Origin of the sequence: Stenotrophomonas sp. B1-1, from assembly GCF_010894375.1 — a bacterium.
Classification (GTDB): domain Bacteria; phylum Pseudomonadota; class Gammaproteobacteria; order Xanthomonadales; family Xanthomonadaceae; genus Stenotrophomonas.
The window spans coordinates 72,599-94,136 of the sequence record NZ_JAAIUZ010000023.1 but is presented as its reverse complement, the minus strand read 5'-3'; the positions used below and the strand labels follow the sequence as shown (position 1 = coordinate 94,136).

18 protein-coding genes are annotated in these 21,538 nt (G+C 68.4%); 6 read left to right on the top strand and 12 right to left on the bottom strand.

Annotation, left to right across the window (positions count from 1 at the left end; all coding sequences use genetic code 11):
- Positions 1–71 precede the first annotated feature (71 nt).
- Positions 72–554 carry an Lrp/AsnC family transcriptional regulator gene (locus G4G00_RS16895; protein WP_108747953.1) on the bottom strand — a complete coding sequence of 161 codons (483 nt, stop codon included), beginning with the start codon at positions 552–554 and terminating at the stop codon, positions 72–74.
- Between the two features lie 125 nt (positions 555–679).
- On the opposite strand from G4G00_RS16895, the gene phhA reads away from it, so the two are divergent.
- On the top strand, positions 680–1,573 hold the full coding sequence (gene phhA, locus G4G00_RS16890) for a phenylalanine 4-monooxygenase (protein ID WP_164275182.1): 894 nt from the start codon (positions 680–682) through the stop codon (positions 1,571–1,573).
- Between the two features lie 117 nt (positions 1,574–1,690).
- Entirely contained in the window at positions 1,691–2,374 is a 684-nt protein-coding gene (locus G4G00_RS16885; protein WP_240336176.1) for a DUF4375 domain-containing protein, read from the top strand.
- Between the two features lie 129 nt (positions 2,375–2,503).
- Here the strand turns inward: G4G00_RS16885 and G4G00_RS16880 are convergent, their stop codons facing one another.
- The 10 genes from G4G00_RS16880 to G4G00_RS16835 all read right to left on the bottom strand — a co-directional run bounded on the left by G4G00_RS16880 (position 2,504) and on the right by G4G00_RS16835 (position 13,104).
- Positions 2,504–3,601 (bottom strand): GDSL-type esterase/lipase family protein, encoded by a 1,098-nt coding sequence (locus G4G00_RS16880; protein ID WP_164275179.1) that lies wholly within the window; start codon positions 3,599–3,601, stop codon positions 2,504–2,506.
- Positions 3,602–3,693: 92 nt separating this feature from the next.
- On the bottom strand, positions 3,694–4,449 hold the full coding sequence (gene kduD / locus G4G00_RS16875) for a 2-dehydro-3-deoxy-D-gluconate 5-dehydrogenase KduD (RefSeq protein ID WP_108751714.1): 756 nt from the start codon (positions 4,447–4,449) through the stop codon (positions 3,694–3,696).
- Positions 4,450–4,530: 81 nt separating this feature from the next.
- A complete protein-coding gene (gene kduI, locus G4G00_RS16870; RefSeq protein ID WP_164275176.1) occupies positions 4,531–5,379 on the bottom strand; it encodes a 5-dehydro-4-deoxy-D-glucuronate isomerase in 849 nt (282 codons plus the stop codon).
- Positions 5,380–5,534: 155 nt separating this feature from the next.
- The gene (locus tag G4G00_RS16865; protein ID WP_108751712.1) at positions 5,535–6,593 is read right to left on the bottom strand and encodes a LacI family DNA-binding transcriptional regulator; all 1,059 of its coding nucleotides are present in this window, start codon (positions 6,591–6,593) and stop codon (positions 5,535–5,537) included.
- Positions 6,594–6,631: 38 nt separating this feature from the next.
- Positions 6,632–8,218 (bottom strand): family 43 glycosylhydrolase, encoded by a 1,587-nt coding sequence (locus tag G4G00_RS16860; protein ID WP_164275173.1) that lies wholly within the window; start codon positions 8,216–8,218, stop codon positions 6,632–6,634.
- Between the two features lie 28 nt (positions 8,219–8,246).
- Positions 8,247–9,428 (bottom strand): pectate lyase, encoded by a 1,182-nt coding sequence (pelA, locus tag G4G00_RS16855; RefSeq protein WP_240336175.1) that lies wholly within the window; start codon positions 9,426–9,428, stop codon positions 8,247–8,249.
- On the bottom strand, positions 9,401–10,684 hold the full coding sequence (locus tag G4G00_RS16850) for a TRAP transporter large permease (protein WP_108747944.1): 1,284 nt from the start codon (positions 10,682–10,684) through the stop codon (positions 9,401–9,403). Before G4G00_RS16850 ends, pelA begins: the two co-directional genes overlap by 28 nt.
- 3 nt (positions 10,685–10,687) lie before the next feature.
- Entirely contained in the window at positions 10,688–11,224 is a 537-nt protein-coding gene (locus G4G00_RS16845) for a TRAP transporter small permease (protein WP_108751710.1), read from the bottom strand.
- 10 nt (positions 11,225–11,234) lie between these two features.
- A complete protein-coding gene (locus tag G4G00_RS16840; RefSeq protein WP_164275170.1) occupies positions 11,235–12,236 on the bottom strand; it encodes a TRAP transporter substrate-binding protein in 1,002 nt (333 codons plus the stop codon).
- Positions 12,237–12,276: 40 nt separating this feature from the next.
- Entirely contained in the window at positions 12,277–13,104 is an 828-nt protein-coding gene (locus G4G00_RS16835) for a 2-keto-4-pentenoate hydratase (RefSeq protein ID WP_108751708.1), read from the bottom strand.
- Between the two features lie 155 nt (positions 13,105–13,259).
- On the opposite strand from G4G00_RS16835, the gene G4G00_RS16830 reads away from it, so the two are divergent.
- The 4 genes from G4G00_RS16830 (at position 13,260) to G4G00_RS16815 (ending at position 17,484) form a co-directional block, all read left to right on the top strand.
- The gene (locus G4G00_RS16830; protein ID WP_164275167.1) at positions 13,260–14,294 is read left to right on the top strand and encodes an alpha/beta hydrolase; all 1,035 of its coding nucleotides are present in this window, start codon (positions 13,260–13,262) and stop codon (positions 14,292–14,294) included.
- Positions 14,291–15,916 carry a carboxylesterase family protein gene (locus G4G00_RS16825; RefSeq protein ID WP_164275165.1) on the top strand — a complete coding sequence of 542 codons (1,626 nt, stop codon included), beginning with the start codon at positions 14,291–14,293 and terminating at the stop codon, positions 15,914–15,916. Before G4G00_RS16830 ends, G4G00_RS16825 begins: the two co-directional genes overlap by 4 nt.
- A gap of 31 nt (positions 15,917–15,947) precedes the next feature.
- Positions 15,948–16,775 (top strand): rhamnogalacturonan acetylesterase, encoded by an 828-nt coding sequence (locus tag G4G00_RS16820; protein WP_240336181.1) that lies wholly within the window; start codon positions 15,948–15,950, stop codon positions 16,773–16,775.
- A 121-nt stretch (positions 16,776–16,896) separates the two neighbouring features.
- On the top strand, positions 16,897–17,484 hold the full coding sequence (locus G4G00_RS16815) for a cysteine dioxygenase family protein (RefSeq protein WP_108751704.1): 588 nt from the start codon (positions 16,897–16,899) through the stop codon (positions 17,482–17,484).
- Between the two features lie 207 nt (positions 17,485–17,691).
- On the opposite strand, the gene G4G00_RS16810 is transcribed toward G4G00_RS16815, so the two are convergent.
- Positions 17,692–21,510 (bottom strand): LamG-like jellyroll fold domain-containing protein, encoded by a 3,819-nt coding sequence (locus G4G00_RS16810; RefSeq protein WP_164275159.1) that lies wholly within the window; start codon positions 21,508–21,510, stop codon positions 17,692–17,694.
- Positions 21,511–21,538 lie beyond the last annotated feature (28 nt).

The following is a 21,538-nucleotide window of genomic DNA, read 5'->3' as shown; positions in this document are numbered from 1 at the left end:
GGAACGCTGCGGCGGGCGCAGGGCGGTGATGCTCGGCTACCCGCCCGGCGCCGTCAAATCGCAGCGGCCGTTCATTCCAGCTGCGACAGCGGCAGGGCCTGGAACCCCTTCACCGTGCGCAGCACGAAGCTGGAATTGGCATCGGCCACGCCGCCGGCGTTCAGCAGCTTGTCCAGCAGGAAGCGCGAGAAATGTTCCAGGTCGCGCACGTAGACGTGCAGCAGGTAGTCCATGTCACCGGTCAGGGCATGGCAGGCCACCACTTCATCCCAGCCCTGCACGCTGTCCACGAAATGGCCGATGGCGGCCTGGTCGTGCTTTTCCAGCTGCACCCGCACGAAGGCCTGCAGGCCAAGGCGCAGCTGGCGTGGCTCCAGCCGTGCGCCATAGCCCACGATCACGCCCTCGCTTTCCAGCCGCTGCAGGCGGCGCAGGCAGGCAGACGGGGACAGGTTCACCCGCGCCGCCAGCTCGGCGTTGGTGGCGCGACCATCACGCTGGATCTCGGCCAACAGGCGTATATCCGTGCGATCGAACTGGACTTCTCCGGCCATTGCTGCCCCGCAACACGGTGAGTACGCAATGATATTGCGCCACAAGCCGCATTCGGCGCAACTTTTGCAACCCTGTTGCGCGCGCCCTGCCCTAGCATCACCGGTATCCCATCAAGGAGTGCCCCATGGACCTCGCCCAGCCCCGCCGCGTCGAACCCCAGCAGACCGACAAGGGCTACGTGCCGGTGTACACCACCGCGCTGGTCGAGCAGCCGTGGGAAACCTACAGCGCAGACGACCACGCCACCTGGAGCACGCTGTACCAGCGCCAGCGCGAGCTGCTGGTCGGCCGCGCCTGCCAGGAATTCCTGGACGCGCAGGACGAGATGGGCATGAGCGCGCACATGATTCCGCGCTTCGACCAGTTGAACGAAGTGCTGGGCGCGGCCACCGGCTGGACCCTGGTGGGCGTGGAAGGCCTGCTGCCGGAACTGGATTTCTTCGACCACCTGGCCAACCGCCGTTTCCCGGTCACCTGGTGGATCCGCCGCCCGGACCAGATCGACTACATCGCCGAGCCGGACCTGTTCCACGACCTGTTCGGCCATGTGCCGCTGCTGATGAACCCGGTGTTCGCCGACTACATGGAAGCCTACGGCCGGGGTGGCGTGAAGGCCCACGCGATCGGCCCCGACGCGCTGCAGAACCTGACCCGGCTGTACTGGTACACAGTGGAGTTCGGCCTGATCGACACGCCCGAGGGCCTGCGCATCTACGGCGCCGGCATCGTGTCGTCCAAGGGCGAATCGCTGTACTCGCTGGAATCGGCCGCGCCCAACCGGATCGGCTTCGACCTGCAGCGGATCATGCGCACCCGCTACCGCATCGACACGTTCCAGAAGACCTACTTCGTCATCGACAGTTTCGAACAGCTGATGCAGGCGACCTCGCCCGACTTCACCCCGATCTACGCCGCACTGGCCGACCAGGCCCACCTGCCGGCCGGCGATGTGCAGGCCGACGACCGCGTGTTCCAGGCGGGCACCGGTGAGGGCTGGGCAGACGGCGGCGACGTCTGAGGCCACCCTCTGGCCGTTGGGGTCAGATCCCTTTCGCACGAAAGGGCGCTGACCCCGAATGCTGCTGGCTAACCTTCAAAAGCCTCTGCCGCTTTTGAAGGTTATGACGGTCGTCCCATGGCGTCCGCTATCCTGCACGGCATGTCTGACGTATTTGCCTCGCTGCGCGTATCCGACGTCGCCTTCAACGACGACTTCATCCTGCTGACCCTGGCCGATGGCCGCCGCACCCGCCAGCCGCTGCGCTGGGCGCCTGCGCTGTTCGAGGCCACGCCCGAACAGCGCGCGCACTGGGTTGCCACGCCCAATGGCCTGGGGGTGAACTGGCCAGCGTTGCTGCCGCCGCGCGAGCACGGCGTGGTCGATATCCCCAACCAGGTCTGGGACGACCGCTACGAGGCGGCGCTGGCGCGACTGAAGGCGGCGGCATGGAAGCTGGATGCGCTGTCCGATGAAGACCAGCAGCTGGTGGCGCTGTGGCGCATGGAAGCGGACATCAACAACGGCGGCTTCATGCAGTTCCTGTGCAACTGGGGCGATCCCACCTGCCAGTTGGCGCTGCGTGCATTGCAGGCGATGGGTGCGGCGCAGACCCACGCGATCCTGGCCGGCATGCGCGGGCTGCTGGACCGGCTGGAAGATGACCCGGCGATCACCCAGCTGACCGACCTGTACGGCGCGATGACCGAGCAGGAGCAGGAGGCACTGCATGCCTTCGACGAAGCGTATTTCGAGCGCCCGGAAGATCTGGCCCGGCTGGGGTTGATGCACTTCGGCGCGGAACCAGTTGAACAACGATGACCCAGCCCCCGGTAGAGTCGAGCTTGCTCGACTGACATGGAAGAGCAGTCGAGCAAGCTCGACTCTACGATGCGGCGTCCCCCTTGTAGAGTCGAGCTTGCTCGACTGACGCGGTGTTGGTATCACGGTTCAACGCGGGTACGCCAGCAACACCACCAGATCCTCGTCGCCCACCTGCTGCAGCGCGTGCGTACTGCCGGTGCGTGTCAGCAGCGCATGGCCGGCACGCACGTCGTGCTGCTTGCCATCCAGCACGTAACTGCCCTGCCCGCTCACGATGTAATAGATCTCATCCTTGTGCTGCGGATGCAGGCCGATGCCGGCGCCTTTGTGCAGTACCCGCTTGCGCAGCACGAACGGCAGATCCGCTGCATCGGCGAAGAACGGATACGCGGTGGTCGGCCCGGCACCGCCATGCGGGCCTGGCTGGGTGCGCTTCACCGCGTCTTCGTGCACCACCTGCGAGGCGCGCGGCGCTTCGCCGCCCTGCGCCGGCGCCATCACATCGCAGTCGATGTCGCGCCGCAGCGCCGGTTTCAGATCGGCACGCAAGGGCACCGCCTCGCGCAGCACCAGACAGGCCACCGCATTGGCGCCGGCCACGCTGAAGTGCGTTCCGTCGGCCTTGCCCTGCTCGGGCACGAACAGGAAGTACGGGCGTGCGCCCTGCTCGCCCAGCGCGCGGATCCAGCGCGTGCTGCGGTCGTTCAGATCGATCAACGCGACCTGCTCGCGCGCGGCCAAGGCCTTCATCGACTGCGTATAGCGGCCATGCGTGTCCAGCAGCGATCCAAAGTCGTACAGCAGGCGCGCCACCGGGGTGATCAGCACCGGCGTGGCGCCGCGCTCGCGCGCCACCTGCACGTAGCGCATCAGCAGGCGCGGATAGTCACTGTCCGGATCGGTGTAGCGGCTGGCGTCTTCAAACTTCGCATCGTTGTGGCCGAACTGGATCAGCAGCACATCGCCGCGCCGCAGCTCGGCAGCCATTGCGTCCAGGCGTCCTTCGTCGATGAAGCTGCGTGTGCTGCGCCCGCCCTTGGCGTGGTTGTGTACTTCGAAGCGCGCCGGGTCCAGGTAGCTCTGCAGCGCCTGGCCCCAGCCCGCCTGCGGTGCGCGCTCGGGCCCGTATTCGGCAGCGGTGGAATCACCGGCAATGAACACCCGTACGGGGGCCGCCTGCACGGCGGTGCATGACAGCAACAACAGCAGCAACAGCCTTCGCATCGCGGCACTCCTGTAGAGCCGAGCCCTGCCCGGCTGCGTTGCGGAAGCGGCGCGGACCAAGGTCCGCACCCACCGTTGGTTGCCTTGCCGGGTTACCGCGCCAACCAGCCGCCATCAACCGGCAGCACCGCGCCGTTCACGTAGTCCGACGCCGACGACGCCAGGAACACCGCCGCACCAGCCAGGTCATCCGGCGTGCCCCAGCGACCGGCCGGAATGCGGTCCAGGATCGACTGGTTGCGCGCTTCGTCGGCACGCAGCTGGGCGGTGTTGTCGGTGGCCATGTAGCCCGGCGCGATGGCGTTGATGTTCACGCCCTTGCCTGCCCACTCGTTGGCCAGCAGGCGGGTGATGCCGGCGATGCCGCTCTTGCTGGCGGTGTACGACGGCACGCGGATACCGCCCTGGAAGGACAGCATGGAGGCGATGTTGATGATCTTGCCGCGGCCCTGTTCGATGAAGTGGCGACCGGCCGCCTGCGAGATGAAGAACGCAGACTTGATGTTGACGTTCATCACGTCGTCCCAGTCCTGCTCGCTGAAGTCCACGGCATCGGCGCGGCGGATCAGCCCGGCGTTGTTGACCAGGATATCCAGGCCACCCAGGCCTTCGATGGTTTCGCGCACCACGCGTTCCACCGGCTCGATGCTGATCAGGTTGGCTTCGATGGCCAGGCAGCGGCGACCCAGCGCGGTGATCTTCTCGATGGTCTCGGTGGGCGGGGCGATGCCGGCCACGGCGACGTCGGCGCCAGCGGCGGCCAGCGCCACTGCGATGCCCTGGCCCAGGCCGGTGTTGCCACCGGTGACCAGAGCGACCTTGCCTTCCAGGCTGAAGGGATTAGCCATTGCGTGTGCGTTCCTTGGTAGGGGCCTGCGTGATGCAGGCCGAAGGCCACCGGCACCGGGTGCGCGGTGGCAGGGCAGGGCTTACTTGAGCTGGCAGATGTCCAGCACGTGCATGTCGGTGTAATCCAGGTTTTCGCCACCCATCGCCCAGATGAAGGCGTAGTTGCTGGTGCCGGCACCCATGTGGATCGACCACGGCGGCGATACCACCGCTTCGTTGTTCTGCATGACGATGTGGCGCTGCGCGTCCGGTTCGCCCATGAAGTGGTACACGCGGTCGTTCTGGCCCAGATCGAAGTAGAAATAGACTTCGCTGCGGCGGTCGTGCAGGTGCGGCGGCATGGTGTTCCAGACACTGCCCGGCTTCAGCACGGTCAGGCCCAGCAGCAGCTGCGAGGACTGGCAGGTGGCCGGCACGATGTACTGGTAGATGGTGCGTTCGTTGCTGGTTTCCAGCGCGCCGCGGTCCAGCGCCACCGCGTCCTTGATCGACAGCTGCTTGGTTTCAAAACGGGCGTGGGCCGGGGTCGAGGCCAGGTAGAACTGCGCGGGGTTGGCGGCGTCCTGCGAGGCGAACACCACGTCATTGCTGCCCATGGCCACGTACAGGCCATCCTTCGGGCCCAGCGTGTACACGGTGCCATCGACGGTCACCGTGCCGGTGCCGCTGCCCACGTTGATCACGCCCAGTTCGCGGCGCTCCAGGAACGGGTGGCCGGCGGCCGAGGCCGGTTCGGTCTGCGCCGGCAGCGCCAGCGGGGCATCCACCGGGGCGGCACCGCCCAGCACGAAGCGCTCGTAGTGGGTGTACTTCAGGGTGATCTGGCCGGCGTTGAACAGGCCGTCGAGCAGGTACAGCTCGCGCAGCTGGTCGTTGCTGGCGCCCTTGATGGCGTCGGGATGGGTGGCGTAGTGGGTCTTGCAGTACATGGCTTCTCCAGAGCAGGGGGCGGGCCGAAGGGTTCGGCCCCGGCGCGGTTCGTGATCGATTCTAGCGACGCTGGTAACCGGTGTCATTTTGCGTCGCACGATAGGGTGATGTGTCGCAAGCAAGCTTGCGACCTACCGGACTGATGCCTTCGGCATCAGTCCTCGGGCGGTTGGCAGGAGTCGCGGACGATCAGGTGCGGGCGCACGCTGGCAATCTGCAGCGCGGCCTGGCCTTCGGGCTGGATCAGCATGGCCGCGGCGGTGCGCCCGGTGTCGCGGGTATGCCGGCGCACCGAGGTCAGCGACGGCCACAGCCGCGAGGCCAGTGGGCTGTCGTCGTAGCCGACGATGGACAGCTGGCGCGGAATGTTGATGCCCGCCCGCAGCGCCACCTTGTAGATGCCGGCGGCCATTTCATCGTTGCCGGTGAAGATGGCGGTGGGCCGGCGCTTGCCCAGCAGCAGTTTCTCCGCCGCGGCCACACCCGATTCGAAGGTGTAGCCGGCCTCGATGATGCGGTCCTTCGGCAGCTCGATGCCACGCTGGGACAGCGCGTCGATGAAGCCAGCGGTGCGTTCATGGGCCGAGCGGTAGGCGCTGGGGCCGGTCACCAGGGCAATCTCGCGGTGGCCCAGCGACAGCAGGTAGTCCGCCGCTTCGGCGGCGCCGTCGCGGTCGTGGGTCACCACCATCTGCGAACTGTCATCCAGCGGCAGCGCGGCCACGCGGGTGAAGCGGCAACCGATCTCATCCAGCATGTCGGCCAGCGCCTGGTCCTCGGACGCACGCGGCACCAGGATCACCCCGTGCAGCTTCTGCTGCTGCACGAAGCGGCGCACGCCATCGATGTAGCCCGGGCTGCGGCTGTCGCAGGGGTGCACCACCAGTTCGAAGCTGGAGCCGCGCAGCGCGTCCAGCGCGCCGTACTGCATGTCCACGATGTACTGCGCGGTGGGGTTGTCGTAGACCATGCCGATCAGGAAGGAGCGGCGGAAGGCCAGGCCACGGGCCAGCGGATCGGGCGTGTAGCCGACCTCGCGCATCAGCGCCTCGACCTTGTCACGCGTGTCCTTGCGCACCAGCGGCGAGTTGTTGATGATCCGTGAAACCGTTTTCTTCGATACTCCCGACAGTCGCGCGATGTCGTTGATCGTGGCGGCCTTGCCCTTCGCCAATGCCGGCGTGGCGGCATCGTTCTTGTTGCGCACTGACATGTAGTGAACCCGGTAAGTCTGGGGATTCCAGCGCGCGCTCAGTCCAGCGCGCGATAGCGGAAGCTGCGGAAGGTTACCGCACCGTCGCCGGCCGCATACAGGGCCGGTTTCAGTGCCAGGAACTTGCCCGCCACATTGTGATGGTAACCGGACACTTCCATCTGAACCGGGTACTTCTGCCAGCGCTGGCCATCGGTGCTGGAGTGGATGGTGACGATGTGGCGGTTGTTGGTCACCCGCAGCCACAGCTTGCCGCCCTTTGCGCTGGGCGCCAAGCGGGTGGGGCGTTCCTCGCCGTAGCGGTGCATGATGAACTTCTCGCCGTTGCTGCCCACGCCCACGTACAGGCGGTCGCTGTAGAACAGCAGGGCGCCGCCCACCGCACCCGGGGCGATGTCCATCTCCACCTCGAACTGGTAGGCCTTGTCGCCGGCGATGGCGGTCAGCGGCGAGCTGTCGCGCGGGGTCTGGCCCTTGCCCTGCAGCACCAGGCCCTGGCCGCTGAAGCCCAGCCGCCGGTACTCGTCCTGGGCCGGGTTGAAGAACGACCACTGCGGGCCGAGCGCCGTGCCGCGGAAATCATCGGACAGGGCCATGCCGTGGCGACCCACCGATTCCCCCGAAGGCTTGCGCAGCGGCTGGCCCAGGTCGCCGCCCTTGGCCACGAACCAGCCATCGTCGGTCCACTCGATCGGCTCCAGCAGGGCCTGCCGGCCCAGCGTCCAATAGCCGTTCTCGTAGCCGTGGTACATCATCCACCAGCGCCCGTCGGTGCCTTCAATCACCGTGGCATGGCCGCGCGACCACCAGGGTTCGGCGGCCGACTGCGTGCGCATGATCGGGTTGTTCGGTGCGTTCACCCACGGCCCATGGATCGAGCGCGAGCGGGCGGTGATCACCATGTGCCCGGTGGGCGGCCCGGCGGTGCCGCCCACGGCGGTGGTCATGTAGTACCAGCCGTCGCGGAAGTGGATCTTCGGGCCTTCCTGCGCATAGGCCTCCACGTCCCAGCTTTCCGGGTATTTCCAGCCGTCGTAGACGTGCTTCGGCGTGCCTACCACGCTCAGGCCGTCGTCGGCCAGCTGCACGTAGTCGCCGCCGCTCAGGAACAGGTAGCGCTTGCCGTCTTCGCCCACGGCATGGCCGGGATCGATGTAGCCGCCCAGGCCGATGTCGATCGGATCGCTCCACGGGCCCTTGATGCTGTCGGCCCAGACCACGAAGTTGCTGCGGTGTTCGCCGGTACGGGCCGGGAAGTAGATGTAGTAGCGGCCCTGGTGCTTGACGATGTCCGGTGCCCAGATCGCGCCCACGTTGCGGGTGATCGCGTGGCCCAGCGGCTGCCAGTTCACCAGGTCGCGCGAGTGCCAGATCGGCAGGCCGGGGTAGGCATCGAACGAGGACAGGGTGAGGTAGTAGTCCTGGCCGTCCTTCAGCACCGACGGGTCGGGGCGGTCGCCGGCGAACACCGGGTTCAGGAAGGTGCCGTCGCCCAGGTCGGCCTGGCGCTGGTTCTCGATGCCGCGCTTCCACGCCGTGGACGCTGGCTGGGCCTGCGCCAGCACAGGCGCAGCCAGCAGCAGGGTGGCGGCCAACAGGGATTTCAGAGCGGTGCTGGACAGCATCGGGTTCCTCCGTGGTGCGGATGCGGGTTCAGGGGGCGCGGTGCCCGGTACGCGCGCGCCAGGCCGGCGCGTCGCGGTCAAGCAGGGCCTGCGGCCAGGTGCCGTACCAGTGGTAGCCGGTGCGGCGTTCGCGGCCCACCTGCGCATAGGTCTGAAGGCGCTGGCCCTGGCGGTCGGCCAGCACTACCGTGTTGTCGGCCAGGTCGTGGAAGCGGCCCCACAGCAGCGGCGCGCCGGGGTCGGCCAGCAATTGCCGGTCCTGCGTGCTGCGGTGGTGGGCGAACTGTTCGGCCGGGGCATCCACGGTCTGCAGGCGCAGCCCGTGCAGGGCATTGGCCTGGAACCAGGCCAGTGCGCCGTCGATGGCCTGCACCGTCTGCGGCGACGGAGCGGGAATGGACATCAGGTAGCGCACCACGCCCACGCTTTCGTCGGTGACCAGTGCGGCCAGTTCGAACTTCCGCCCCGGTGCGGGCTGCAGCGTGGCGGCATCGTATTGGCCCGCCCAGATCGTGGGCCGGCCCTGCTGGCGCACCTGCAACTGCAGCAGGCAGGCATCCCCACGCTGCACGGCGCTGGCCACCCGTGCACGCCGCGCGGCATCGACGAAGGCGAATCGCTGCGCCGTCTGCACCTGCCGCAGCGTGGTCAGCACGCCACTGGTCACATCGTCGGCGAAGGTGATGCGGTCGTGGTAATCGGTACGCGCCGGCACCGAGTGCGGCCAGCCGCCGCAACTGGCGATCTGCTGGTCGAGGATGAAGTCCAGGCCGCGCAGCGCTGCATCGCGATAGCGGCTGTCACCGCTGCGGGCGAAGGCTTCGGCCAGGTAATCCACCTGGGTATAGGTGGTGCGGTTGTCGAAGCTGCCGCCCGGTTCGTCCTGCGCCTTGCGTGCGGCCTCGCGGGCCGCGGCATCCAGCACCCGTAGCGGGTCCTGGTTCACCGGCCAGCCGCCGGAGCGGCGCTGCAGAAGCAGCAGGTTGTCGGCAATCTGCCGGTACTGCTGCGGCTGCAGCCGCGCGTAATCCTCTGCATGGCCGCTGCGCCAGTGGTTCACCCCATCGTTGAAGCTGCCCACCGGAATTGCCTGTGATGCCGGCGATGCCGGCGGCGGCCCGGCCTGGGCGGCGGCGGCCGCCACGCCCAGGCACAGCAGCAATGGCAGCGTGCGCCCGCGCATCATGCGCGCAACGCGGCCGGCAGCCACAGCGACAGCTGCGGGAAGAAGGTGACGATCAGCAGCACCGCCAACGCAGCGAACCAGAACGGCCAGATGGTGCGCATGCTCTGGCCCACCGTGATCTTGCCGATGGAGGTACCAATGAACAGCACCGAGCCCACAGGCGGGGTCACCAGGCCAAGGCCACCGGTCAGCACCAGCACCAGGCCGAAGTGGATCGGGTCGATGCCATAGGCCTTGGCCACCGGCAGGAAGATTGGCGTGCAGATCAGGATCATCGGCGCCAGGTCCATGAAGGTACCCAGCAGCAGCAGCATCACCACGATCATCAGCAGCACCATGAACTGGCTGTGCGCGAACGACTGCAGGAAGTCCACGGCCGCAGTCGGCACCTGCAGGTAGGCCAGCAGCCAGCCGAACACGGCGGCGGTGGCGATCACGAACAGGATCACGCCGGTGCTGCGCGCGGCGTGGATCACCGTGTCGAAGAACTCGCGCCAGCGCAGCTGCCGGTACAGCACCGTGGTCACCAGCAGGGCGTAGACCACGGCAATGGCCGCGCTTTCCACTGCAGTGAAGATGCCCGCGCGGATACCGACGAAGATCAGTGCCACCAGGCCCAGGCCGGGCAGGGCGGAGACGATGCGCAGCAGCACCGCGCGCCAGCCGGGGAAAGCTTCCACGCCATAGCCACGGCGGCGTGCCACCGCGTAGCCGGTCAGCATCAGCGCCAGGGTCATCAGCAGCGCGGGAACGATGCCGGCGGCGAACAGATCGGCAATGGACAACCCGCCGCCCGCCGCGGCCGAGAACAGGATCAGGTTGTGCGACGGCGGCACCAGCAGCGCTACCAACGCGGCAGTGATGCTGACGTTCACCGCGAAGTCGCGGTCGTAGCCGCGCTTGACCATCTGCGGAATCATGGTGCCGCCGACGGCCGAGACGTCGGCGATGGCCGAGCCGGACACGCCGCCGAAGAACAGCGAGGACAGGATCGAGACCTGGCCCAGGCCACCGCGCATGCGGCCGACCAGCGACGAGGCCAGTGCGATCAGGCGTTCGGAGATGCCGCCGCGCATCATGATTTCACCGGCGAAGATGAACAGCGGGATGGCGATCAGCGACGCCGAGCCGGTACCCGCCGAGATCTGCTGTACCAGCACGATGGTCGGAATATCCAGGTACAGCAGCGTAGCCAGCGCCGCGGCCGCCAGCGCGTAGGCCACCGGCACGCCCAACAGCAGCAGCACGGCGAACACGGAGAACAGAATGGTGATACCCATGGATCAACGATCTCCTTCAGCGTCATCGGCGCCGGTATCGGCCGCCGTCTGGTGCAGTGCCTTCCACGCACGGTTCAGCGCGAACAGCAACATGAGAGCGCCGCCGAGTGCCAGCGGCAGGTAGTTGATGCTCTGCGGCAGGTTGGCGCCGGCCGCCTTGATGTCCAGGCCGTCCAGCAGCAGGTCGGTCGACCAGAACGCGATGAAGCCGCCCAGTACCGCCACCACCAGCTGGATCAGCACATCGACGGCGCGGCGCAGGCCGGCGCCCATGTACGCGTGCAGCAGGAAGAAGCCGAAATGGCGGTTGGTATGCACCCCGCAGGCAGCACCCAGGCTCATCGCGGTGGCCAGCAGCAGCAGGGTGACCGGTTCGGTCCAGCTGGGCGAATCGTTGATCACGTAGCGGGCGAACACCTGCCAGCCCTGCACCACCACCAGCCCCAGCAGGGCGGCCACGGCGCAGTAGATGGCGATGTCGGCAATGCGGTCCAGAAGGCGCTGTCCAGGCCCGGCGGCGGGCGTCGTCGTCTCGGTCATGGCAGGGTCCTCAGGCAGCGCGGATGCGATCAACCAGCGCGGCGATATCCGGCTGTTGCAGGTAGTGCTTCAGCAGTGGCTGTGCGGCCGCGCGGAAGGCCGGCATGTCCACTTCGTTGGCTTTCACGCCGTAATCGAGCACGGCGCGGCGTGCGGCGCTTTCAGAGGCATCCCACTGCTCGCGCATCACCGCCACCGAAGCGCGTGCGGTGTGCAGCAGCAGTTGCCGGTCATCGGGCTGCAGCCGCTCGAAACTGGCCCGCGACATCAGCAGCACGTCCGGCGCATACGAGTGATCGCTCTGCGACCAGTAGTGCGCGGCCTCGAAGTGGCGGCTGGAATGGAAGCTGCGCATGTTGTTCTCGGCACCGTCGATCATGTGCGTTTCCATGCCCGAGAAGGTGTCGCCCAGCGACATCGGCGTGGGGTTCGCGCCGAGCAGGCGCATCAGCTGGATGAAGATGTCCGACGAGGCCACGCGAAGCTTCAGGCCGTGCAGGTCCTTCGGTGCCACGATCGGGTGCTTGGTGTTGTAGAAGCAGCGCGCGCCGGAATCGTAGATCGCCAGACCGACCAGGTCGCGGCTCTCGAAACCACGCAGCACCGCCTCGGCCACGCCATCGTCCAGCGCGGCACGCTGGTGCGCCACCGACTTGAACACGTAAGGCAGGCACAGCGCCTGGGTCAGCGGAAACGCGTTGTTCAGCGCACCGGCATACACGCGGGTGATGTCGATGGCGCCGAAGCGGGCCATGTCGATCGCTTCCGATTCGCGGCCGAGCTGGCCCGAGTGGTATTGGCGCAGGCGCAGGCGGCCGTTGGTTTCGCGCTGCAGGGTCTCACCGATCCACTTCACCGCGGTCACGGTGGGGTAGTCGGCCACGTGCACGTCGGTGGCGGTCAACAGGCCGCCGCCGTCCACGCTGCCGGCCGGCCCGCGGCTGCAGGCGGCGAGCATCGGCGTGGCCAGGGCAGCAGCGCCACCGGCCAGGAAATTACGTCGTGTGATCATCTGCGCCCTCCCGCGCGTGTTCACTGGGGCGTGCTGGCGGTTACCCGGCCGGCACGGCCCTGCAGGCAATGTCGCCGAAGCCGGCGAAACGCACCAGCGCGGTCTGCCCGGCGGTGATGTCATGGATGCCGGTCGCGTTGCCGGTGGCGATCAGGTCGCCCTTGCGCAGCGGGCGGCCACGCAGCGCCGAACGGGACAGCGCGAACGCGTAGGCCGCGCGCAGCCCGCCCGGCAGGCGGGTGGCACCACCGGTGCCGACCACTTCGCCTTCGATCAAGGTTTCGGCGCGCAGTGCGGTTTCATCGCGCGTGGTCCAGTCCACGATCTCCGGTCCCAGCACCAGGCCGTTGTTGTTGCCGAAGTCGGATACCACCACGCGCGGGCCCAGTTCGTTGATGGTGGCCAGCGGGCTGCTGGCCACTTCCACGCCGATGTACAGGCGGGCGGGCAGGGCTTCGGCCTGCTCGGGGGTCCACTGCACCTGTCCGGCCGGAGCGTCCTCCAACAGCTCCAGCACGTACTCGGCTTCGACTGCAGCGAAGCCGCCGACGAAGATCGGGATGTCCGTTGTTCCACCGGTAGCATTTTTCAGCTGACGGGAAAAAACCGGGCCCAGCAGGCGCTCGTCCCCGGACCCATCGCGGCGCTCGGCGGCGATGTAGCCCACTTTCCAGCCCACCACCTGGTCATCCCAGGCGGCAATGGCCAGGTCCTGTAGCTGGTAGGCACTGACCAGGTCGGCGGGGATATTGCCCGGGAATGCGGGCAGGGCCTGCCCGGCGCGGCGCGCCGTGGTGAAGGCGTGGGCGATCGCGGCCGCATCGTCCGGCGGCGGCGTCTGCCCGTGTGTGCCGTGTTCGTTGCTCAAGAACGGTCTCCCTGTGTTTGTTGCACTGCCCATCGACAGCGTCTGCAGGAGGTGTATATGGTAAACCGGTGTCATCGTGCAAGCCGCAGCGCATCAAGTGCACCGGACCTTGCCTTGGGGCACGCTGTTCCCTGCCTTCGGAGCCCTTGCCTGCCATGCGTCTGCGTCCTGTGGTGCTGTTGTTGTGCGCTCTTCTGCTGGCCACGCCATTGAGCGGTGGCGCCACGCCACTGCGCGAGGGCGAACGGCCCAGCCAGGAGCTGGCGGGCGAACAGATCGCGCTGTGGCCGGTCGGACAGGTGCCCGGCGAACAGGGGAAGCCCCGGCCGCCACGGGTGGTCGAGCGCAGCAGTGACCCGGCGCAGCCTGACCGCTACGTCGACCAGGTGGACGCGCCCTACCTGCTGGTGCACACCCCCGCACGCAGCAACGGCCTTGCTCTGCTGGTGATTCCCGGCGGCGGCTACCAGCGCGTGGTGATCGACAAGGAAGACAGCGCCTTGCTGCCGGAGTGGGTGGACCGCGCCGGCTACACGCTGTTCGTGCTGCGTTACCGGCTGCCGCAGCCGGGCCGCGACCGCCAGGCCGCGCTGGCCGATGCACAGCGTGCGATGCGCGTGGTGCGCGCACAGGCGGCACGGCGCGGGCTGGATGCGCGGATCGTCTCGGTGATGGGTTTTTCCGCCGGCGGCCATGTGGCGGCACGGCTGGCCACCGGCTTCGATGTTCCGGCCTATCCGGCACGCGATGCCATCGATCAGCTGAGCGCGCGCCCGGCACGGGCGGTGCTGGTGTATCCGGTCATCGACATGGGCGCGCACGCACATAGCGGTTCGCGCAAGCGCCTGCTGGGCGAACAGTCGGATCCCGCGCTGGCAACACAGTATTCGATGCAGCAGCAGGTGCGCGCGGACATGCCGCCCACCCTGCTGGTGCATGCCGGCGACGATGGCGTGGTGAGCGTGCACAACAGCGCGCTGATGGCGCAGGCACTGGCGGCGGCCGGGGTGGAGCACGAACTGCACCTGTTCGCGCACGGCGGACATGGTTTCGGCATGCGCGTTGCGCCCGGTTCCACGCTGGCGCTGTGGCCGGCGCTGGCGCAGGCGTGGCTGGCGGCGGGTGAGACGGGGGAGGGGTCAGAGCCCCTCCCCGGTGGAGAGGAAATCCGCCCCTGGGGTAGCCGATGAACACCGCGCCGAACGATCTGCAGCGCCGCCGCTTCCTGCGCGACAGTGCGCGCTGGGCGCTGGCCACGGCAACGGTGGCAGCGCTACCTGCCGCCCTGGCGGCACCCGGCCCGCGCGCAGATACGCAGGTCGTGGCGCGGGTGCGGGGCGGCCGCGTGCGCGGCCAGCGCGAACACGGCGTGCACGTGTTCCGTGGCCTGCGCTACGGCGCCGACACCGGCGCCTACCGCTTCCAGCCGCCGCGGCCGGAGGCGCCGTGGCGCGGCATTGCCGATGCACTGGAGTACGGCGCGGCGGCACCGCAGGGCGGCGGCGAAGGCCCGGGCAGCGAAGATTGCCTGTACCTCAACGTATGGACCCCGGCGCTGAACGACGGCGCGCGCCGTCCGGTGCTGGTCTACATCCACGGCGGCGGCTTCAACAACGGCTCGGGCAGCGACCCGCTGTACGACGGCAGTGCGTTGTGCCGGCGCGGCGATGTGGTGGTGGTCACGCTGAACCATCGATTGAACACCTTCGGCTATCTGTACCTGGGCGCGCTGGGCGACCCGCGCTACGCGATGTCCGGCAACGTGGGCCAGCTGGATCTGGTGCAGGCCCTGCACTGGGTGCGTGCGCATGCGGCCGTGTTCGGCGGCGACGCCGACAACATCACCGTGTTCGGCCAGTCCGGCGGTGGCGCCAAGATCGCCACGCTGATGGCCATGCCGGCCGCGCGCGGCCTGTTCCAGCGCGCCTGGACCATGAGCGGACAACAGGTGACCGCGGCCGGCCCGCGTGCAGCGGCGCAGCGTGCGGCGCTGGCCATGCAGAGCGTAGGCGCGGCGGACATGAAGGCGCTGCTGCGCTTGCCGACGGCCGATCTGCTGGCCGCCACCCGGGCCCGCGATCCGTCGCGGGTGGAAGACACCGCGCTGTACTTCGGTCCGGTGCTGGACGAGGTGGTACTGCCGGTGCATCCGTTCTGGCCGCAGGCGCCGGCTCAATCGGCGGCCATCCCGATGGTGATCGGCAACACCCGCGACGAGACCCGCGCGTTCCTGGGCAATGACCCGGCCAACTTCGCGCTGGACTGGAGCACCCTGCCGGCGCAACTGGAAAAACAGCAGTTCGTCGACCTGCTGCCATCGGTGGTGATCGAGGCCTACCGGCGCATGTACCCGCACTACACGGCGTCGGAAGTGTTCTTCGCCGCCACCACCGCCGGCCGTTCGTGGCGCGGCGCGGTGGAAGAGCTGGAGGCGCGTGCACGGCAGCCGGCCGCTGCGGCGCCTACCTGGGCCTACCAGCTGGACTGGCCCTCGCCGGTGGAAGACGGCCGCCTGCGCGCCTTCCATACGCTGGATATCCCGCTGGTGTTCGACAACGCCGGGCTGCCCAGCGCGCGCACCGGCGGCGGCAGCGAGGCGCGTGCACTGGCGGCGCGCATGAGCGATGCGCTGATCGCCTTTGCCCGCCACGGCGATCCCAACCATGCCGGTCTGCCGGCATGGGCGCCGTACACCCTGCCGCAGCGGCGCACCATGCTGTTCGACGTGCACAGCCGCGGCGCCGATGACCCGCGTGGTGGCGAGCGCGAGCTCTACCAGCGCGTGCCTTTCCTGCAACGAGGAACTGCCTGAAATGCGTTTTCTGACTGTCCTGCTGGCGCTGATGGCGGCCGGCACCGCGCAGGCCGCGGCGGATCCTTCGATCAGTGACCGCCCACCGCCCACGCCGATCCGCGCCAGCAAGATCGTGCTGGTGGGAGATTCCACCACGGCGGTGCAGGGCGGCTGGGGACCGCGTTTCTGCGCCGACCATGTGACCTCGTTCGCGGCCTGCCTGAACCTGGCGCGTGGCGGCCGCAGTACGTACAACTACCGTGCCGAAGGTTCGTGGGCGCTGGTCGAGGCGGAAATGCGCACGCCGGGCTACGCCGCCACCTGGGTGCTGATCCAGTTCGGCCACAACGACCAGCCGGGCAAGCCGGGGCGGTCCACCGATCTGCAGCATGAGTTCCCCGACAACCTGCGCCGCTACGTGCAGCAGGTACGAGCCGCCGGCGCCACGCCGGTGTTGCTGACCCCGCTCACCCGTCGCCAGTTCGTTGATGGGGCGCTGGTGGATGATCTGGCGCCATGGGCCGACAGCGTGCGCACCGTGGCGCGCGAACTGCAGGTGCCGCTGGTGGACCTGCATGCGCGCAGCCGCGCCCTGGTGCAGGCACTGGGACCGGTGCCGGCCATGCAGTTGGCGCAGGCGCCGGCCAGCCAGGCGCAGGTGGCCAGCGCGCTGGGCGGTACCACGGTCGGCGCCAGCCCTGCGGTGGCCGGTGCAACGGCGGCGGCGCAGAACGCGGCGCTGGAACCGATGGGACAGGCCAAGCGGGCCTTCGATTACACCCACCTGGGTGCGGACGGCGCAGCGGTGTTCGCCAGCCTGGTGGCGACCGAACTGGCCCGCGAGGTGCCGGCGCTGCGTCCGTTGCTGTTGCCATGATGTCGTAATTGACCCGCCATTTTCGTTGATGTTCGGCGATAACTGTCGCAATCGGCTTCATCCCAGCGACCGCAGCAGGATGACAACATTCTGTTAACCCCGCTCGCCTAGACTGGCTGTCATGGGAGAGCGATTCACACCACTGCCGTTTGCGGGCCGGGAGCGCCTGCTTGCGGCCATCGACGGCGCCGTCTGCCTGGCCGATCCGCGCGCGATCACTGGCGCCCTGCAGCGTGTGCTGCGCGAGGCCATTGCCGATCCACAGATTCAGTTGCCACCCTGCGTACGCCGCCCGGTGGACGGCCACTACGCCCGTCGCGAACTGCACCGCAGCCCGACCCTGGGCTACAGCGTCATCGCCATGTGCTGGGGGCCGGGGCAGGGCACGCCACTGCACGACCACGATGCCATGTGGTGCGTGGAAGGGGTCTGGCAGGGCGAACTGATTGTCACCCCGTATGCGCTGCTGGAACGCCAGGGCGAACGCCACCGATTCGCCGCGCAGGAAGCGCTGTACGGCTACCGCGGCAGCGCCGGCAGCCTGATTCCGCCGCACGAGTACCACACGCTGCGCAACGCCAGCGATGACGACGTGGCCGTGTCGGTGCACGTGTACCAGGGCGTGATGGAACGCAGCGCGGTGTTCGATCCGTTGGGCGACGGCTGGTACCAGCGCCGGGTGAAGATGATGGAGACCGACGCGGCGTGACCGCGTGCCGCCGGGCATGGCCCGGCGACCATGTTGTTCAACCGGCTGCGCCCTGCATTGCTTCGTAGAGTCGAGCTTGCTCGACTGCTGTTGGCGCCATGCAAAGCGCAGTCGAGCAAGCTCGACTCTACGAACGCCAGGGCGATCAGATCCCCCTCAACGCGGTACGTTGGAACCGGCCGGGCGTTGCCGCGTGCGTGCGCATCCTCAACGCGGCACGTCGGCCACGTTGTTCAACCGGGTCACTTCCTCGCCACCATCGGCCAGGGCCACGCGCACGCGCAGGCCGCTGCGGTCGCCGGCCGGCAACGGCAGCGACACCACCACCGTCTTCGGTTGCAGCTCGGCCGGGGCAGCCATGGCCGGCACCTCGCTGCGTGCGATCTCGCGGCCACGCGCATCTTCCAGGACGGCCACGCCCACGCCGCTGCCCACATGGCCCAGGCTGTGCACGGTCACGAGTACCTGGCGCCCGTCCACGCGCAGATCGCCGCGGCCGATGCCCAGGTCCGGGCGGGTTTCCACCGGTGTACCCGCGCTCACCCGCTCGAACTCGAAGATCTCGGTGCGGCCGGGGCGGAACTGCATCGGCACCGCGACGCTGGTTTCCAACTGCACGGTGCGCTCGCGCGGGCTGCCGTCGATGCGGCCATCGCCATCGGTATCCACGCCACTGCGCACGCGCCAGGTGCCGCTGGCCACGTTCCAGCCGGTCATGTCCGCGGCGATGGTGCGGCTGCCCAGGGTGTAGCTGGTCACCGTGAAGCGCTCGCGCGATGGCGCATGCACCAGCAGGGCGACCTGCTCGGCGGCGTCTTCGCGGTCGAAGCGCCAGCTGACGGTGTGTCCGGGCCAGCTCTGGTTGCGCTTCAACGCGATGCCGCCCAGGCGTGCACGCTGCAGGAACTCGCTGGGCGCTTCCACGCGATCGGACCACCAGTGGCCTTCGGTGTTCATGTACTCGCGCTGCGCCTTGGCCTGCACACCGTCGGCATGCAGTGCGTCGATGTACTGCAGGTCGCCGGTCGCCTGCCAGGCCATCAGGCTGGCGAAGCCGGTCTTGCCGGCCTTGGCATCGGCGGTCAGCTGCGGGTACCAGTCCTGCTGGCGGCCCAGCACTTCCACGTAGTTCTCGCCCAGGTTGGCCAGCGCACCCGGCCCGCCACGGGCCACGCGGTAGTCCAGCGCCTGCAGGTACTTCGCATCACCGGTCCAGCGCCAGGCGGCCCAGAACGTATGCATGATGTCGCCGCTGCCGGAACCGTTGTTCAGTTCACCGCCGCGGGTGGCGCCGGTGGCCCAGTTGATTTCGTTGGGCAGGGTGAAGCGGCCCTTGTCGTCGCGGCCGGCGTGGGCCAGATAGCCGTCGGCCAGGCCGATCACCAGCTTGCGGCCGGTCGGATCGGCGTTGTACTGGCCGAGCAGGAACGCCGGGTGCAGCACCGGGAACGAGTAAGGCTTCTGCCACTGCCAGTTCGGTTCGCGGTAGACCTTGTTGCCGCCGAACCAGTTGCTGGAAAACAGCAGGTGGCCCTGCGGATTGCGCAGGATGATGCGTTCGTCGAATGCCTTCACCGTTTCCATCAGCCGCTCCACCGTCAGCGGGTCGCCCCAGTTGAGGTAGAGCATGGCGCTGTTGGTGTTGATGCCCTCCTCGTAGGAATGCAGTTCGTCGGTTTCGATGGTGCTCAGGCCGTTGCTGAACATGCCGTTGCGGTACACCGCATCGGACAACGCGGTGAGCGAGGCATTCAGGCGGTCCGGCTGCACGCCCATCAGGGCCAGGCCCGGCCACTGCTGGGTCAGGTCGGAATCGTCGGAGATGCCGCCGCCGAAATCACCGTAGGCCACCTGGCGTTCGTCGATCCACCAGTCCACGAAGCGGCGCACGTGGGCCAGGTCCTGCAGCTGGTGGAACGCCCAGGCGGGGACGCCCTTGGGCACCTGCGGGGCGCTGAACGGCGGGCGGCCCTGGCTGTTGTAGCTGATGTAGTTCCAGTACAGCCGGCCCAGTTCGTGGTCCGGGTCGACCCGCAGCAGATCGCTCAGGTCGGCGTACACGCGCGCGTACAGGCGCTGGCGCTTGGACGTGGTGTGTTCTTCCACCAGGAAGCCCCAGTTGTCACGCACCTGGTTGAAGCGGTCGGCCACGTGTTCCTTCAGCGCTTCGGCGCGCGGCTTGAACACCAGCCGCACCTGCGCACCATCCAGCGCAGCGGCGTCGAAGCCCGGTGCCGCCGAGGCGATGCTCAGCCACAGGCTGTCGGGGGTCAGGATGCGGTCGCGCAGGTCCAGCCACAGCGTGCGCTTCTGCCCAGGCTGCACCGACACCGAGACATCAATCATGTCGCGCGCCGGCCAGATCGGATCCTTGATGCGGATGTTCAGGGGAATCAGGCCGTCCTGCGTGGCCGGCAGGTCCAGCGCGGGCAGGTCGATGGCCACGCCGTCCAGGCCGTCGTGCATGTTTTCCCAGCTGTAGGCCCAGCTGCGGATCAACGGCTGGTTGGCCGGCGCATCGCCCACGCCGGAGGGAATGAGCACGTGCACGATCGGGCGCGGCTGCGCCGGCAGGGTATCGGCGCTGCGGCGGCGTGAGCCGGCGCCCTTGGGCAGGGCCATGACCGTGCTGCGCTCGGCGGCCGGATAGCGGCCGTCGATGTAGCGGCGCAGCGCGTCCAGGTTGGTGTAGTCGGGCAGGGCCTGGCTGTCGATGATGTACGTCTGCTTCACCGTGCCGTCGGGCTCGGCGCCCTCGCTCACGTGGTAGGCCCAGATTTCCTGGATCGGGGTTTCCTGTTCCACGTTGCTGAAGCGCAGCACGCCACCGGACTGCGCGGGAATGTCCTGCACGCTGCGCACCACGCCCTGTTGCCGCGTGGCCAGCACCTGGCTGGCATGCGCGGCGTCGGCGCCGTGGGCCAGGGTGCCGAAGGCCGCACCGCGGATCTCAACCCGGTTCACCGTTTCGCCCACCGGCAGGGTCAGGTCCAGGTGCTGGCCACTTTCGACGTAGGTGTTCCAGTCCGGCAACTGGAAGTAGTCGTTGCGGCCGGGCAGGCGCGAACGGTTGTAAACGCCGGGCCAGGTGGTCTCGGCAATGCCATCGGTGGCCTTCCACATCCACGCTTTCAGGTCGCGGGTGTCGGCGAACTCGATCTTGCGGATGCGCGTGCCCGCCGCCGACAGCGCAGGCGGGGCGGCGCCTTCCCAGCCGAAGCGATGGCGCCAGGCGCGTTCGTCGGTGGCCGACGCCACCGCGCTGGCCGGTGCCTGGCCGCGCGCCAGTGCGGCCACGGCGGGCCCATCCAGCATGCGGTCGTACACGCGGATGTGCTGGAAATCGCTGCCGCGCAGGAAGTTGTAGCGGCTCTGCACCTGGTAAGGGGCCATCACTCGCCCGGCCAGGCCCAACTGGTCCAGCGCGGCATCGAAATCGCCGGTGGCCTGCGTGCGCGCCACTTCGCGCCCATCCACGAACAGGCGCACGCCCTGGTCCTCGTCCCAGGCGAAGGCCAGGTGCAGCCACTGGTCCGGCCGCGGCGGTGTGTCCATGCGGAACGACACGCGGCTGCGTGCCAGGTTGGCATCGGTCACGAACGCATCGAAGCCGTGGCCGTTCCAGTCGATGCGCAGCCAGGCCATGTCCCAGCTGCTGTGGTCGGCATAGCCCACGCGGAAGATCACGAACGGTGCTTCGCCCACGGCGTAGCGCGGGCGCCAGTCGAAGGCCAGGGTGCCGCGCTGGGCCTGGATGTTGCCGGGTGCATCCCAGGCCAGCACGCCATCGTCTTCCCACTGGATCGCCTTGCCGCGTGCGCCGTCGTCCACCACCGCCGCCTTGTCGCGGAAGTTCGGCACCGCCTCGCCCTGCGCCGTCACCGCGGTCAGTCCCTGGTTGGCGTCCACGTGGAACAGCAGCGTGGGCGGTGCCGCGGCGCCCGCAGGCAGGGCGGTGGCCAGCAGCAGCGCGGCCACCAGCAGGCGGCGGCACGGACGGGGCGAAGCAGATGCGGTGCGGTGCATGGAACCTTCCTTTCAGCAGCATTCGACG